At 62.2% G+C, this 15,029-nt stretch carries 20 protein-coding genes and 1 pseudogene; 13 read left to right on the top strand and 8 right to left on the bottom strand.

Annotation, left to right across the window (positions count from 1 at the left end; all coding sequences use genetic code 11):
- Positions 1–49: 49 nt before the first annotated feature.
- A pseudogene (locus tag DV706_RS00895) lies at positions 50–1,158 on the bottom strand (ATP-NAD kinase family protein).
- A 122-nt stretch (positions 1,159–1,280) separates the two neighbouring features.
- On the opposite strand from DV706_RS00895, the gene DV706_RS22265 reads away from it, so the two are divergent.
- Positions 1,281–1,406, top strand: a complete 126-nt coding sequence (locus tag DV706_RS22265) for a hypothetical protein (protein WP_006067851.1) — start codon at positions 1,281–1,283, stop codon at positions 1,404–1,406.
- A 21-nt stretch (positions 1,407–1,427) separates the two neighbouring features.
- Here DV706_RS22265 and DV706_RS00890 read toward each other — a convergent pair whose 3' ends face one another.
- Positions 1,428–2,114 (bottom strand): competence/damage-inducible protein A, encoded by a 687-nt coding sequence (locus DV706_RS00890; RefSeq protein ID WP_136350756.1) that lies wholly within the window; start codon positions 2,112–2,114, stop codon positions 1,428–1,430.
- A gap of 265 nt (positions 2,115–2,379) precedes the next feature.
- Here DV706_RS00890 and DV706_RS00885 point away from each other — a divergent pair, with 265 nt between their 5' ends.
- From DV706_RS00885 to queC, 4 genes are all read left to right on the top strand, one after another.
- Positions 2,380–2,736, top strand: coding sequence for a winged helix-turn-helix domain-containing protein (locus DV706_RS00885; protein WP_006067849.1), 357 nt, complete (start codon positions 2,380–2,382; stop codon positions 2,734–2,736).
- Between the two features lie 110 nt (positions 2,737–2,846).
- On the top strand, positions 2,847–3,335 hold the full coding sequence (locus DV706_RS00880) for a 6-pyruvoyl trahydropterin synthase family protein (protein ID WP_006067848.1): 489 nt from the start codon (positions 2,847–2,849) through the stop codon (positions 3,333–3,335).
- Between the two features lies 1 nt (position 3,336).
- A complete protein-coding gene (locus DV706_RS00875) occupies positions 3,337–4,116 on the top strand; it encodes a 7-carboxy-7-deazaguanine synthase QueE (RefSeq protein ID WP_006067847.1) in 780 nt (259 codons plus the stop codon).
- Positions 4,117–4,134: 18 nt separating this feature from the next.
- Positions 4,135–4,863, top strand: coding sequence for a 7-cyano-7-deazaguanine synthase QueC (gene queC, locus DV706_RS00870; RefSeq protein ID WP_006067846.1), 729 nt, complete (start codon positions 4,135–4,137; stop codon positions 4,861–4,863).
- A 15-nt stretch (positions 4,864–4,878) separates the two neighbouring features.
- On the opposite strand, the gene DV706_RS00865 is transcribed toward queC, so the two are convergent.
- The 4 genes from DV706_RS00865 to gvpA form a co-directional block, all read right to left on the bottom strand.
- A complete protein-coding gene (locus tag DV706_RS00865) occupies positions 4,879–6,099 on the bottom strand; it encodes an iron-containing alcohol dehydrogenase family protein (RefSeq protein WP_006067845.1) in 1,221 nt (406 codons plus the stop codon).
- Between the two features lie 55 nt (positions 6,100–6,154).
- Positions 6,155–6,718, bottom strand: a complete 564-nt coding sequence (gene gvpO / locus DV706_RS22260) for a gas vesicle protein GvpO, halophile-type (protein ID WP_006067844.1) — start codon at positions 6,716–6,718, stop codon at positions 6,155–6,157.
- Between the two features lie 72 nt (positions 6,719–6,790).
- Positions 6,791–7,828, bottom strand: coding sequence for a gas vesicle protein GvpN (gvpN, locus tag DV706_RS00855; protein ID WP_006067843.1), 1,038 nt, complete (start codon positions 7,826–7,828; stop codon positions 6,791–6,793).
- A 6-nt stretch (positions 7,829–7,834) separates the two neighbouring features.
- Positions 7,835–8,122 (bottom strand): gas vesicle protein GvpA, encoded by a 288-nt coding sequence (gene gvpA, locus DV706_RS00850; RefSeq protein ID WP_049889998.1) that lies wholly within the window; start codon positions 8,120–8,122, stop codon positions 7,835–7,837.
- A gap of 335 nt (positions 8,123–8,457) precedes the next feature.
- Here gvpA and DV706_RS00845 point away from each other — a divergent pair, with 335 nt between their 5' ends.
- From DV706_RS00845 to gvpM, 8 genes are all read left to right on the top strand, one after another.
- On the top strand, positions 8,458–9,081 hold the full coding sequence (locus DV706_RS00845; RefSeq protein ID WP_006067841.1) for a GvpL/GvpF family gas vesicle protein: 624 nt from the start codon (positions 8,458–8,460) through the stop codon (positions 9,079–9,081).
- Positions 9,082–9,083: 2 nt separating this feature from the next.
- The gene (gene gvpF / locus DV706_RS00840) at positions 9,084–9,338 is read left to right on the top strand and encodes a gas vesicle protein GvpF (RefSeq protein WP_006067840.1); all 255 of its coding nucleotides are present in this window, start codon (positions 9,084–9,086) and stop codon (positions 9,336–9,338) included.
- Entirely contained in the window at positions 9,338–9,907 is a 570-nt protein-coding gene (locus DV706_RS00835; RefSeq protein ID WP_006067839.1) for a gas vesicle protein GvpH, read from the top strand. The genes gvpF and DV706_RS00835 overlap by 1 nt, the downstream gene beginning before the upstream one ends.
- A complete protein-coding gene (locus DV706_RS00830) occupies positions 9,904–10,815 on the top strand; it encodes a hypothetical protein (protein ID WP_006067838.1) in 912 nt (303 codons plus the stop codon). The genes DV706_RS00835 and DV706_RS00830 overlap by 4 nt, the downstream gene beginning before the upstream one ends.
- 89 nt (positions 10,816–10,904) lie before the next feature.
- Positions 10,905–11,438: a gas vesicle protein GvpJ gene (gene gvpJ, locus DV706_RS00825; protein WP_006067837.1), complete on the top strand. Its 534-nt coding sequence runs from the start codon at positions 10,905–10,907 to the stop codon at positions 11,436–11,438.
- Positions 11,435–11,779, top strand: coding sequence for a gas vesicle protein K (locus DV706_RS00820; protein ID WP_006067836.1), 345 nt, complete (start codon positions 11,435–11,437; stop codon positions 11,777–11,779). Before gvpJ ends, DV706_RS00820 begins: the two co-directional genes overlap by 4 nt.
- Positions 11,776–12,681, top strand: a complete 906-nt coding sequence (gvpL, locus tag DV706_RS00815) for a gas vesicle protein GvpL (RefSeq protein ID WP_006067835.1) — start codon at positions 11,776–11,778, stop codon at positions 12,679–12,681. The genes DV706_RS00820 and gvpL overlap by 4 nt, the downstream gene beginning before the upstream one ends.
- Positions 12,678–12,980, top strand: a complete 303-nt coding sequence (gene gvpM / locus DV706_RS00810) for a gas vesicle protein GvpM (protein ID WP_006067834.1) — start codon at positions 12,678–12,680, stop codon at positions 12,978–12,980. Before gvpL ends, gvpM begins: the two co-directional genes overlap by 4 nt.
- Positions 12,981–13,099: 119 nt before the next feature.
- Here the strand turns inward: gvpM and DV706_RS00805 are convergent, their stop codons facing one another.
- Positions 13,100–13,315 (bottom strand): hypothetical protein, encoded by a 216-nt coding sequence (locus tag DV706_RS00805; protein ID WP_006067833.1) that lies wholly within the window; start codon positions 13,313–13,315, stop codon positions 13,100–13,102.
- A 365-nt stretch (positions 13,316–13,680) separates the two neighbouring features.
- The gene (locus DV706_RS00800; RefSeq protein ID WP_006067832.1) at positions 13,681–14,697 is read right to left on the bottom strand and encodes a Gfo/Idh/MocA family protein; all 1,017 of its coding nucleotides are present in this window, start codon (positions 14,695–14,697) and stop codon (positions 13,681–13,683) included.
- Positions 14,698–15,029: the final 332 nt, after the last annotated feature.

Here is a 15,029-nt window from a genome sequence, read left to right as displayed (position 1 = left end):
ACGAGAAGTCGTTATATCCTTGATTCCAGCGATAAAGATACCCTACACCTTATACAACCTTGACGAGGCGGGTCGTAAACCGCCCTGTTCGGACCTGTCGCCAGCCCCGTAGCTCCTCGTCGACCGTCGCGTCGTCGGTGTCAACGCGCAAGGCGTCGATCCCGTCGAGTTTCTCCCCCGAGGCGACGACCTCGATCTCGTCGGCTTGCGTGATCACGTCGGGTGAGATCTGGTGGTTCCCCCGCCCGAAGATGAAGCCCTGGCCGCCGATCGGTGAGACGACGATCGTCACTGGCGTTTCGAGCACCTCGAGGATCTCGCGTTCGGATGCGTCCGTGGCGAGTACCTCCCCATCACGCCAGACGTCGACACCGAGCGGTGAGGCGTCGATCCCCAGTTCGGCCTCAATCGCGCCGACGGTCCCCCGGGACCAAAGACATAGGTTCGATCCGGATCGAGCTCACGGGCGACGCCTGCTGCCAGCGCGTCGACGCTGCCACTCGAAACCTGTTTGCCCGACTGGACGTCGGGCGCGACGGGGACCGGGACGACGGCTTTGAGCGTTGTTCGGACCTCCCCCTCGCGATACGCATCCTCGTCGATGTCGTTGACTTCACGGGACGTGACGCGGTCGAACGCAGCGATGATCCGGCTGGCATCGGCCGGTGTCACGGCAAAGACCGACGAGTAGATTTTGACGCCGGCCGGGACGCCGAGCATCGGTGTGCCGTCGCTTTCGATGACTTCCGCGACGTCGACGGCGGTGCCGTCGCCGCCGACGAAACAGATCAGATCGACGTCGTGCTCGAGAAACTCGCGAACGGCCGCGCGCGTATCGGCGGCGGTCGTTTCGGCGTCTGCGGGATCGTCTGGATGGGCCGTGACTGCTGTGCCGTCACTCGTTGCCGGGTCGTAGACGACGACTGGTTCGTAGCCAGCATCCCGAACGGCGTCCTCACCCAGCACACCCGCTGCCGTATACACCGTCAGCTCGGGCGCTCGTCGGTGCAATGCAGTGAGTGCTTCGCGGGCCCGACCTGGCGCTCGCGGCTCGGCCCCCAAGCTGCGTGCCTCCTCGAGTTTGCCATCGGTTCCCTTCAGTCCGACTCGACCGCCCATCCCCGCGATCGGATTCACGACGACACCGAGAGACTCCATAGCCGACGTATGGAGAGCCGATCCAAAAGCCGTGTGGTGTTTTCCACGAGAGTGGCACACGCGACACAGCCGACGCGCGAGTTTTCTGAAAGATTAAGAGGGATGAGAACTGATCGCAGCATATGAACGCACTCGCTTTCGCCGTTCTCGAAGCAGAACCGGAACTACCGATGGCACTGACCGGCTGGGGTGCCCTGATCCTTGGCCTTCTCGTGACAGTCGTCTGGCTCGCCTACCTCTACCGATAGTCGGCCGATCGGCTGCGGCCGCTACTCGGTTCGCTCGACGTGGTCGCGAAGCCACGCCGCAGCCGTCAAAACAGTTTCTTCGTCCGTCCCCTCGAGTGAGAGTCGAACAGAGTCGCCTGGATAGCTCCCGACAGAGACCTCGAACCGCTCTCGAACCGCCGTGATACGGTCGAGAAGCGCGCTTTCTGGCTCGTCGGCAACGACGACTTCTCGGTAGGTCTGTGTGCCTGAAAACTCGTCGGCAACCGAGTCGAACATCGTCCGCATCTCTGCGGGAACGCCGGGGAGAACGTACACACTCTCGATGACTGCACCGGGTGCGACGCCGGTTTCGTTGTGGAGTGGGCGTGCACCGACCGGCAAGTCGGCTGTGCCAGCCGTCAGGTCGGCCCGCGAGTACCCGTCTTCCTCGAGCCAGGCAAGCGCCCCATCGTGTGTCTCGAGTGAACACCCCAGTGCGGCGGCGACACCCTCCATCGTGACGTCGTCGTGTGTCGGACCGAGCCCGCCGGTGACGATCACAGCATCGTACTCGGCACGATACTCGTTGACGACGCGAGCGATGTCGCTGATCCGGTCTGGCACCGTGGTTACGCGCTCGACGGAGACACCCCGTTCGGTCAGCTGTTCGGAGAGCCATGTCGCGTTGGTATTTGTCGTCCGTCCAGCGAGTAGTTCGTCCCCGACGGTGACGATTGCGACGTTCATAGCTGTCGTTTGTCGCGCGGATTGAAACGAGTATCGAGACTGGGTGCATGACACTGTCAGCCATACCTCGACATCGGCATTCGCCGTCGAATCCACGGCTCCAATCACTCATAGCAGCTGACAGGAAACCACTCTAATAACGTTGCAAACAGTTGATGAAAACTCAGTTCACCCCGTATACGGCGGAGATATTTATCCATTGTTACTCCCATGTAATTCGACTAACCACAAGATTCAATTCTGATAATTCAGTATAGGATGAACGATGTCTCAGAGTCGGACGGAACAGACCGAGTCGAAGTCAACGACGATTCTCTCGGCACTTGGGAGTAAGTACAGTGCAGAAATTCTTTGTGCGGCGGGCACCCCGAAATCGGCCCAAGCGTTGAGCAACGATATCGAGATTCCGATCGCCACCTGTTATCGCCGAATTCAGGACCTCGTCGATGCTGGACTGTTGACCTGTGAAGGGCGACAGCTCTCCGAAGAGGGACGACGAACGAACATCTACCGGCGAACACTCGACGAAATCGAGGTCGACTTCTCGGACGACCACCCGCAGTTTTCGCGTAAACGCCGAACCGAAGCGAAAAACAGGATTCAGGACCAACTCGAGGACTGAAGTGGGCTTTTCGTCGGCTGTGACAGCCGTTCGCTCGTCTGTGTCGGCCGCGGCGGTTGCGACTCGCGCCAGTCGGTCACGTTTAAGTAATCCCAAGAGAATACTGTGATATGACTGAACGAGCAGGATGCGATGATCGTCAGACGACGATCGCCGCCGACGGCAGTGGTGATGTGGTCACCGGAACCGAACGCGTTCTCTACGTTGGCCGCGATCGCCCAATCAGAATCAGTACTGGCCACCGTCTCCTCCATCACGACGGCAAGTGCTCGCGGCCACACGGTCACAACTACGAGGTCTCTGTCCGAGTTACTGGCAAACTGACCGAGGAAGGCTGGGTTGCTGATAAAGGAGATATTACTGCAGTAATCGATGAGTGGGATCATATGTTCTTACTCGAGGCTGGCGACCCCCTGATCGATGCCTTCGAAACCGCGGGTGACGACGACGCAGTCATCGTCCTCGAGGAGCCACCGACGGCCGAAGTGATGAGCGTGTTACTAGAACGGAAACTCGAGGCAGCGCTGCCTGACACTGTTTCCCACGTCGCCGTACAGGTCAACGAGACGAGCGAACTCTGTGGTGGCGGTCGGTTCTGAGATGCCGGTTTCCGACTCGATCGATCGGGAGGGGGTCGCTGCCGAGGACGCGCCAGCGGACAGCCTCCCGATCAACGAACTGTTCTACTCGCTGCAAGGAGAGGGGACGCTCGCCGGTGTCCCCTCGGTGTTCGTCCGGACGAGCGGCTGTAACCTCCGCTGTTGGTTCTGTGATTCCTATCACACTTCCTGGGAACCCACCCACGCCTGGCAGGATATCGACGAGATTCTCGCGACGGTCGAATCCTACGACAACGCGGACCACGTCGTCCTCACCGGCGGCGAGCCCCTGCTTCATGAGGCGAGTGTCGACCTCCTCGAGGCGCTCGACGAACGCGGCTATCACACCACCGTCGAGACCAACGGGACGATCTACCGCGACGCGCCGATCGACCTCGCTTCGATCAGCCCGAAACTCGAGAGCAGCACGCCCACACCTGAGCGCGACCCCAAAGGCGAGGGGGAGTGGGAAGCCCGCCACGAGCGCGACCGGATCGACCTCGAGGCACTGGCCCGTCTGATCGAGGACGATGCGTTTCAGCTCAAGTTCGTCGTCACCGACGAGAGCGATATGCCCGAAATCCTCGCCTTGCTCGAGGATCTTCGCGAGGTCGCTGCCGTTCCGATTCGGGACACCGACGTCCTGTTGATGCCAGAAGGGGCAACACGAGACCGACTCGAGGACACTCGAGCCCGGGTTGCACAGCTGGCGATGGACCACGGCTTCCGATACACGCCCCGCCTCCACGTCGATCTCTGGAACGACGCGCCCGAAACCTGATATTTGAGACTGATGCCAATGACTGACGACACTCCGTCCACGACCGACGAACCGACTCCCAAACGCGCCGTCGTCCTCCTCTCGGGCGGCATGGACAGCGCCACCGCTGCCTACGAGGCTCGCGACCGGGGCTATGATATCTACGCCCTGCATACGTCCTACGGCCAGCGAACCGAGGATCGCGAACTCGAGTGTGCTCGCCAACTCGCCGACGAACTCGACGCAGCGGAGTTCCTGCAGATCGAAACCGGTCATCTCGCGGCGATCGGGGCCTCGAGTCTGACCGACGACGACCTCGACGTCGCAGACGCCGACTTAGAGAGCGACGAGATCCCCACCTCCTACGTCCCCTTCCGGAACGCGAACCTGCTCGCAATGGCCGTCTCGTATGCCGAAGCAAACGACTGCGAGGCGGTCTTCATCGGCGCCCACAGCGAGGATTTCTCGGGCTATCCGGACTGCCGGCCCGCGTTCTTCGAGGCCTTCGAGCAGGTCGTCGACGTCGGCACGAAACCCGAGACTGAGATCTCGATCGAGGCCCCGTTCGTCGAGTGGTCGAAAACCGACATCGCCGAGCGAGGGGTCGACCTCGAGGTACCTTACGAACACACCTGGAGCTGTTACCGCGAGAACGAACCCGCCTGCGGGACCTGTGATGCGTGTGCGTTCCGCCTGCAGGCGTTCCAGAACATCGGCGTTCGGGACCCAATCGCCTACGCCGAGCGGCCGTCGTACGTCGACGGGTAAGTCGCGGTTTCGGTCCTACCACGCCTGCTCGAGAATACGTTCGATGTCTTCAACAGAAGCCTCCAGCCCCGGCGGCGCGTTCGCCATGAACGAGTCGGCGAGGATCGCCTCCGCGACGGCAGTGAACTCGTCCGGTTCGGGGCCGTCGACGTCGCGCAGCCGCGTCGGTAGCTCGAGTGCGTCGCGCACGTCGGCCACCCTGTCGACGACCGCCCGTGCTGGATCGTCCGCGTCGGCAACACCCAGCGCATCGGCTAGTACGTCCACTCTGGCATCGACTTGATCGAACAGGTACGCGAGCACGTGTGGAACGACGACGGCGTGTGCTGTCCCCTGCTGGACGTCGTCCGTGCGCGTGAGCCCGTGGCCGAAGGCGTGAACGATCGAGAGCATCGTCTCGTCGGGCCGGGAGATGCCGTACTGGACCAGGACGATCCCCTCGAGGATCGTTGCGAACGTCTCGGTGTCACGCACACCACGGCCGAACGCGCGAAGGCCGGTCTCGAGTTTGCCGAGACCACGCATCGCCGTCGCGTCGGTCACCGGCGTCGCGTTGGCCGCGTAGATCGCCTCGAGGCCCTTGTCGAAGCCGTTCATCGCCGAGCCTGTGAGGATCGATTCCGGCGTCGTCGCCACGATATCGGGATCGTAGACGGCCGCGGCGGGCATCAGCCCCGGTCCTGAGATGCCGCCGCCCACTTCTGTTTCGACCAACCCCGACTCGGGTGCGGCGGTGACGCCTGCGACCTGTGAGAGGTCGGCACCGGCGAGCGTCGTCGGAACTGCGACGATCGGAACCAGTCCCTCGTTCGGGACGGTGATCGTGCCTGTCTCGGCGAACTCGTCGCCGATCGCCGCCGGTTCGCGGTCGCTCGCAGCGAGGACGCTGATGACTTTCGCGACGTCGAGGCTGCTTCCACCGCCGAGGCTGACGAGCACGTCGACGTCTTCGTCCTCGAGTCGCTCGAGTCCGTCGACGGCCGTTCCGAGCCGCTTTTTTGACGTCGTCTCGGCGAACACCCCCGCGAGTCGATCCCCGAGCCCCGCCGTGATCGGGTCGATCACATCGGGCGTGGAACCGACCGTCGAGCCACAGACGATCAGTGCACGCTCGAGGCTCTGGCGCTCGAGTTCGGCCTCGAGGGCGTCAACACAGCCGGAACCGAACCTGATCGTCGCTGGCTCGTACTCGAATCGGAACGCCGCGTCGCGAGCTCTCGAGGGAGAGTGAGTCATAGCTACGCATAGCTCCCGACCCATGTTAAAAGCGAGAGTTCGGAGAGCCGGTGTGCTACTCGAACGCCCCCGTGTCGCCACGCCGGTAGCGGTCCAGACGGCGGTAGCCATGGACAGTCGCACCGTCGTCGAGTTCGATTTCGTACCGGCCAATGATGTCCTGGGTGTCGGGGACCGCTCGTCGTTCGACGACCTCGACGACTGCACGCCAGCCGTCGTCGGTGGGGACGATTTCGCTGACGGCGTCGAACTCTCGACCGATAAGTTCGCCCGCCGTCGACTGGACCGTTCGACGAACGGCAAGGACGCCAGCAATCTCGTCGTGGTCGGTCTCGACGTCGGCATCGACTGTTTCGGGATCAGTCTTCTCCTCGGCGGTCATGTCGACCGTCAGATCCCGACTCTGTGGCTGGCTCTCGTCGGTTTCGTCGGTCTCTTGTGCTTGCTGTTCGTCCTGTGTCTGTTCGTCGTCGACTGTCTGGCTATCGCTCACGGTTGGATCACTCTCATCATGTTGGTAGCAAAATCCGTCGTCCTGGGCTGGCCGCGAACAGCGCTCTCCGTCTTCGGTAAGCGCCGTGCACTGCTCCGTTGATTGGTGTGTATCGGCGTCGGCCATTGGTTGTCGTCGTTTCGTGTCTGGCTGTCGTGTGGTGTCTTGTGGGTGTGGGTGGTGGCCCGCTCGGTCACGTCAGATCGAGTCGGCGATCTGTGTTCGAAGCTGTGCGATGTCTTCGGGGCCTTGACCAGCAATCTTCGGCGCAAGCACGTCCACGAAGACCGCTGTCAGCAGGTCGTCGTCGAACGCACCGTTCTCGCTGGCATCGGTTTCGGGGTTCTCGAAAACGGAGAGCCCCTTCGCGGCCGTGACCGCTGCCCGCGTCCCGACGACGATCTCGAGGGCATCCCGGAGTGTGCGTGTCGTGTCGACGACTGTCTCGATCGTATCGTCCGGAAGATCGACGTGGGATCGAACGATCTCACGCTCAGTTTCGGCGTCGTAGTAGTTGACGTAGACGCCGACGAACCGGTCGAGCAGCGCATCCTGTTGCTTGTGGACACCCGCGTACTCGGCGTCGTTCGAGGTCAAGATTGCTCGGAACTCGGGGTGGACGTTGATGGATCGATCCTCACCGCGTTTTCCCGGCCGCTCCAAGACGCCCTCTTCGAAGACTGAAAGCAAGACGTTGTGTGCCGCCGGATCGCTGCGCGAGAACTCGTTGTAGACGAGCGTCGCACCCTCTCGAACAGCAACCGAGAGTGGGTTGTCGACCCAGCGTTCACGAACGATCTCCGTCCGTTTGCTCACGCCACTGACGAACCGGTCGTCTTCTTTGTATCGCTCCCCGCCGGCGTGGTCACCGACGAGCGCGGCCGTGTCAACGGCCTCGTCGCCGTTGAGCCAGACGACTGGGCGGCCACGCTCGGCAGCCGCCGACAGCGCAAGTGCGGTCTTTCCACAGCCCGTCGGCCCGATCAGATGAACCGGCTGCTCCGCTTTGAGCCAGCCGTTGATCCGTTCGCGCAACGCGGTGACGGCATCCGTCTCGACGAACGGTTCGGGGGTGATAGCTGCTGGATCGGTGAGGGGACTGTCGCCGTTTTTCTTGCCCGCGTTCGACGCTTTTCGGGCGAGTTCCTTCTTGGCACGCCGTCCTTCTTTCTGTGAGCGGTCGCTCCTGATCTTCCGGCCACGGACCTTTCGCTTGCGCGAAGCATCGTCGGCCATGACGAGTTATTCGGTGGCGGACTTTGGTGACGATTCTGGACGTTGTTCGACCTCGAGTTCCTCGAGTTCTTCGAGGTCGCCCTCTGCCGTCGCTTGCTCAATTTTTGCAATCTCCTCCGCGTAGTGCAGGAAGGTGTCGACGGAGGCGACGACGACGCGGGCCTCGATGGTCAGCAACTCGATCCCGACGACCGAGACGCGAGCCCAGACGTCGATGACGACGCCTTTGTCGAGGATGCGATCCAGTACCTCCGCGAGACTCGAGGAGTCGGGTCTTCGTTGTGGTTGTGCCATACTCACCGCGAAGTACATCCGGGATTCGTAACACGGCTTGCGCTGCGACTGCAAGCCGGTCTGTCATAATCGGCCGGTGCACCGAAGGCTGCGACTGCAAGCACCACGGTAACCCGTCGCGGTGGTGTACTTTCGGGCGAGTTCCTCGACCACCCGCGGGTGAGAGCCCTCGAGTCGCGAGTCGGCTGTGTCACCTCGGGTGGTCGATAATCAGTTCCCATGATCTCTGCCCGAACGAGTCCACTCGAAGCCGACGGCGAACCGAGCCCGCGTCTGCGGGCACGAGCAGCGTCAGCTCACGACCGAACGCAACACACTGGCCGGGTGAGCGCTCGATGACGAACCGATACGTCTACGGCGTCATGGCCGACGACCCTGTCGAGTTCGAAACCGATGCTGTCGGTGGTGCAGATCACGTCTACACGGTCTCACACCGACGTCTCAGTGCCGTCGTCTCCAACATCGACACCACAGCTCCCGAAGAGACCGACGAAGATGCCCAACGTCACGACGACGTTCTCCGGGAGGTCATGGATCGTGACGGCGGTCGGACGATCGTCCCAATGCAGTTCGGGATGGCCTTCGAGAGCGACCGAGCGCTGAAAAACGTCCTTCGTGGCGCCAGACCGGCGTTTCGGCGCGCGATCAACGATATCGAGGGGCGGATCGAACTCGGCCTCAAGCTCGTCCGCGAAGAAAACGCCGATGTCGATACGGATGCGATCGAGGAGGCCGTCGAAGACGAACTCGAGCCCATCGCTGCCCAGTCGGTTCCAAACGACCTGTTCAGTGATCGGCTCGTGTTCAACCGCTCCTATCTCGTCGAGCGCGACGACCGAGAGCGATTCGACGAGGCAGTCGCCCGATTCGAGGACGAGCACGACGACCTCATCGTTCGGTACACGGGGCCGTTTGCACCGTACAGCTTCGTCGACGTCAAAATCGGAGCCCAGCGCTAACCATGTTCATCCTCGACGATCTCCTCTTTCGGCCGTTCGTCGGCATCGTGGACACACTCCACACGATGGCACTCAGCGAGATGTACGACATCGACGCGCTCGAGGACGAACTCAAGGAAAATCAGTTGCTGTACGAACTGGGCGAACGGTCCGAGACGGAGTACCAGCGCCGGAAAGACGAACTCGAGGCCGAACTCGAGATCGCTCGTGACGTGCACGAACGGCTCACGAGCGGTCGTGTGGAGGTAAAATCGTAATGTCACGAGACGATCCCGAACGAGACGAAACCCCGGATGAGTCGGACGACGAGCGCCACTGGCTCTCGAATCTGCTCACGGCGTTGCAGTGGCTCGACGACTCGACGTCGGGACGACGACACAGCGACCGAACGAGATTCGATTACGACGTTTCGATTCGAACAGGGGTATCGTCCGACGACGGCCCACGGTTCGAACGACGACCGTTCTCCCGCGAGGAGTCCGACCGAGGGCAGGAGCCAGAGCACAGTCGACCACGAACGCGACGCGACCGCTCGGATGCACCCTCGTCGACACCCTCGAGCGATCATCACTTGACGACGCGAGAGTTCGAGGACGAACTGCTCGTGATCGCCGACGTGGCCGGTGCTGATCCGGACGACGTCACCGTCGGCTTTGGCGACGACGCGACGCTCGTCGTCGCCGTCTCGGATCGGGAACTCGGCCGTCTCGAGGTCCCCTGGCGCGATTGGACGGCCGACGCGGTGATCACGAACGGCGTGCTCACCGTCCGGGTCAGGCCGGAACCGACGGAGGCTGGAATCGACGAGCAGGAGGGTGACGAATGAGCCCCGACAACACAGATGAGGGTTTCGAAGCACTGCTCGAGGACGCCACGGAGAGCCTCCAGCGGCTCGAATCGACGCTCGGCGACGCGGAGGCGCTCGACGCACTCGACGACGAGATCATCGAGACGGCGATCGGCGACGTCGACACCCTCGCGCGGGTGGCAACCGAAGTCGGGGACCTGCTCGAGGCGATAGATCTGCGCGAGTTGCCGGAGGCGGTCGACGGAGACAAACTCCTCGAGGCGATCGAACTGGGCGAGATCCCCGACGTGCTGGCAAACGAGGACAAGGGCGTCAGCGAACTCGTCGACTTCGCGGCACTGGTCGATGCGATCGACCTGCTGAACGCCTGGAACGCCGCGGATCTGGCCGCCATCTGGGAGGAGAAACGCGAACTTGACGGCGCGGTCGACGACCTCGAGGACGGCGACGACGCCGGAGTGGTCGAGAAGGCGGTGTCGGGCATCGCCGACGATGATGGCGGGCAGCTCCTCGGCGATGACGAGGACGACCTCATTGAGACGGACATGGATTCGATGACCGCGGCAAAGGAGGCACTCGGCGACATCGACGTCGAGGAGGATCCGGAGGCCTACCAGGTCGCCATCCAGCAGCAGGCGATGAAGGGGATCGACTCCTTCCGCTGGGCGCTGCTCGAGACCCACGAGAAGTTCGAACAACTCTACGAAAAAAACCGCGAGCAGATGCGCCAGCAGGATACCAGCACGAACTCGCGGAACCCGACCGCGGCGTCGACGATCCCGACCGATCGCCGCGACCTCGGCGGTGGGGCACGCTATGCGACCGTCCCACGAGACGTCAAACTCTCGACGGCACCCAGCCGAACGCGGATTTACGGCCGCCGGTTCGAGATCGAACGGGAAAAACGGAGATCCACCAATGACTGACCCACTCATACCGTCCCGGAGACGACACAAGACGACGAGTACCGCCCTCGAACCCACGACCCCAGCGGCTCGATTCCGAGGTGAGCGGCGTGGTCAATGATTTCCAGCCGAGTCGACAGAAAACCGACCTCGCGGAGGTCGTCGAGATGCTGCTGGACAAGGGAATCGTCATCAACGCCGATATCGCCGTCTCGATCGGCGACACGCAGCTGTTGGGCGTCCAGGTCCGGGCTGCTATCGCCTCCTTCGAGACGGCGGCGAAGTACGGCCTCGAGTTCCCCGAAGGAACCGACATGCGTCGGGTCGCCGCAGCGGTCGGCGAGCCCGAACTCGCCGAGATGGACCGGCCGAAACCGCCGATCGATCCGACGCGTGGCGTTAATGTCACCCCCGACGAACGGTACGCAGACGAGACGCGGACCGCGGATTCGGACGAGAGTTCGGGGAGCGACTCGAGTGACGATGATGACAGCGACGAGCGCGACGAACAGCCCGATCGCGGAAGCGAGCATATCGGTGCGCGGCCGGATCCGGACCAGCCGACAAGCGGCGGGTTCGATCTGCTCAGTGACGAGGGTGAGGACGACGAACCGACGACACACACGGAGGGTGAGAACGAATGACTCAGATCGACGTCGGCGACGGTGCGGACGCACGGCAAGGTCTGGTGAGTCTCGTCGTCACTGTCATCGAAATCCTGATCGATGCCTTAGAGCGCGAAGCGGTCCGTCGCATGGAGTCGGGAACGCTCTCGGACGACGAGATCGAGCGCCTTGGGAGCCAGCTTGCGACGATCGAAGCCGAGATCGAACAGCTCAAACGCGACGAGGAGATCGAAGACAGCGTCGAGGACCTCCGCGACGATCTGAACGGACTGGTCAACGACGCGATCGAACAGCTCCACGACGAGCCGGAGCTCACTCCCGCACCTGGCTACTCCGTGTTCGGAGGTGACGATCAGTGACCGCCGACCAGTCGGACCGAACGGCGGACGTTGAGACAGCTGTTGATGACGAACTGCTCCCCGAGATCGACGAAGGACGATATTTATACTGTATCGTCCGCGCCAATGAAGGCGACTCACTTGAGACGACTGGCGTCGACGGCGAACCTGTCTCGGTCGTCACCGAGGACGGCATCGGCGCGGTCGTCCACGCTTGTGACGGCATCTACGACTCGGCGGATCTCACTCAGGTTCGACGCTGGCTCGTCCGCCACCAGACGGTCGTCGACGAGGCTGGTGAGGCCTTCGGGACGCCGATTCCGTTCCAGTTCGATACGATCCTTCGCGGGGACGACGACGGCGTCCGCGAGTGGCTCCGCGAGGAGGCAGCCACCCTCGAGCAGGCACTGTCAGCGCTGGCAGGCCACTGGGAGTACCGTGTCGAGGTCGTTGAAACCGATCCGATCAGTGACGATGCATTGTGCGACCACGACGCCCGGCTCCGGGAACTCGCGTCGAAGATCGATGACGCCGAAGAAGGGACGGCGTACCTGCTCGAGAAGCAGTTCGACCAGCGACTCACCGAACTGCGGGCGGCCCGTCGCGAGTCGGTGACGACCGATCTCAAGCGACGACTCGACGAGCACGCACGGGAGGTCCACACGCTCGAGCGCTCGCCAACGGCATCGCTGGCAGACGACGTGAGTAAGAGCGCTGGCGGCGACGGAAGCGACGGTGAGACGTGCTGTCGACTCACGCTGCTTGCTCACGAAGACGATGAAGGAGCGATCGGCTCGATCTTAGATGACGTCGCAGCAAACGACGGGCTCGAAGTCAGGTTCACCGGACCGTGGCCACCGTACACGTTCGCGCCGGAACTGGGCGACAACGACGAGCCGACAGAAACCCACACTCACGCATGAGACCGCGCAAAGACGAGGAGGCACTCGTCGACGTTCTCGACGTCCTGTTGAGAGACGGCGTCATCCTGCGGGCGGACGTGATCGTCTCGGTCGCAGAGATCCCACTCGTCGGAATTAAACTCACGGCAGCCATCGCAGGAATGGAGACGATGAACGAGTACGGCCTCTTCGAGGAGTGGGACGTCGAACGACGTCGGTCAGCGATCACCCGTCGTCAGCACCGGCGCGATCGAAACACCGATGTGGCCGACGACGATCGACCCACGGTCGGGAGTTCACAACAAGACAGAGACGATTGAATGTCCCCTCCAACTGACGCCACCAATCCCGGATGCCTTCATCTCGAGATGCTGCAGCCCACGATCGACTGGGAACCAGTGTCTCCTCGAGTCCCTGATCGACGCAGTGTCGCGACGACTCAGGCGAACTTCGGCCGTTCTGTCGTGAGTTCGACGTCACCGGTGACGGTCTCTTTGTCCCGGTCCTCGTCGTAGACGTACTGGCCGGTGCTTCCACAGAGCGTGCACTCGTAGGTTTCGGAGATCTCGTTTATCATCTCCCCATCCTCGAAGTAGACGCGGCTCTGGGTAATCTGCAGGAATTGGGGCGTCTCGCAGTTACTGCAGGTGATCATACTCGGTCGGTAGCCGTGACCGGTTGTAGTTATCCGGCTTGTAACCGAAAGCAATAGCAGACTATACATTTTGTACTCGTGATCCGATCGGGGGCCGACAATCTAGTTACAACGCTGACAGTCCCCGTTCACTGGCGTCGTCTGGAACTCGAGTAAAGAGTTCATAACCGCACGACTGAAGCCGGATCCTTTCGCAGAGAAAGACACAGAGTAGTCGCTGTTAAACCGTCCCGGAGATCTCATTCCACCTAGTTATCCGAGTGCTTCTCGGCTCGAGAATATCAGTTCGAACCCGGAAGTGCAGACTCCTTGTGTGAGTACTGTGACTTCGTTTCACACCCGTGGAGCATTGATCGTGGTCGGTGTCACTCCATGGGAGACACCTGTACGCTGTCCCCGGTTCGTGCTGCCTCGTAGGCCGCTTCCGTCAGCGCCGTCACTCGAAGCGCGTCTCGGGCCGTCGCCGGCGGATCGGTGCCCGTTCGGACGCTCTCGAGAAAGGCGTCGGCTCGCGTCTGTTCGGTACGGAAATCGATGTAGGGGTCGTACTCGTTGGCGTCGGCATCGATCTCGCGGACCTCACGCGGACCCCACTGGCGGCCCTCGAGGTAGACCGCACCGTCGTCGTCCCAGCAGTGGATGTGCTCGCGAACCGAGGGCGCGTCACCGTGAAACGAGAACGTCCCGGTCGCCCCGTTCGCAAATCTGACGTCGAGATGTGCTCGTCGGTCGATCTGCGCTGCGTCGTCGTGAAAATCCATACTCGCTGTGACGGATTCCGGCTCGAGCCCGGTCGTCCAGAGCACGCCATCGAGTACGTGACTACCCGTATCGTAGAGAAAGCCGCCACCGGAGAGCGACGGATTGAGACGCCAGGTCCCCCTCGAGTCGTCGATCCAATCCTGTGTTATCGACGCCGTCAGCCAGCGTGGCGACCGATCGGTAAAGCGCTCTCTGGCGGTTCGAAACGCCGTCTGGAGATGGCGCTGGTAGCCGACCATCAGCGTCTGCTGGCTCTGTTCGGCGCGTGCTGTGAGCTCGCGTGCGTGCTCGAGATCGGTCGCGAGGGGCTTATCACAGTAGATGTGACAGTCGTGTTCGAATGCGCTGTGCACCTGTTCGTAATGGAGGGTGTGGGGCGTCCCGATGAGCACGGCATCGAGGGATTCATCCGCCAGCATCGTCGGATACTCGACGTATCGCCCATCAGCCGGGACCTCGAACTCGCTCCCGCATGTCTCGAGTCGATCCGAATCGAGATCACAGAGGGCCCGAACAGTTGCGTCTGGATGGTGGTGAAACTGTTCGCCAACGGTCGTGCCGATATATCCGAGTCCAACGATACCGATCTGAACTGGATGCTCGAGACCATCCGCGTGCATGGACCGAGACACAGGCTACAGCCGTATTTTTCTACGGGTGTCGCAAGCAAGCCACCACACTCGAGCATCGTTTGGCAGACGACTCGTCTCAAAGCGGGCCGCGTAGCTGCCGCTTATCGGTTCGAAGGGGCGTCCAACCGGTTCTCAACCTGATGCTGTAGGCGAGTTATTCGGTGCCTGTCAACGGGCCGTCTGGAGCATTGTGAGCCAAGTGCCTGCATAACAATGGGTGACACGCCCATCGATCCGGGTGCGGGGAAGAACAACCCCGCCGGGTACACGCTCCAACGGACCACGACGCGCTGACCAGCCGATTGCGTGCGTTCGTGCCC

This window comes from Natronorubrum bangense (assembly GCF_004799645.1).
Classification (GTDB): Archaea; Halobacteriota; Halobacteria; order Halobacteriales; family Natrialbaceae; genus Natronorubrum; species Natronorubrum bangense.
Note: the sequence above shows the minus strand (reverse complement) of the source record. Positions and strands in the feature narration are given on the sequence as shown.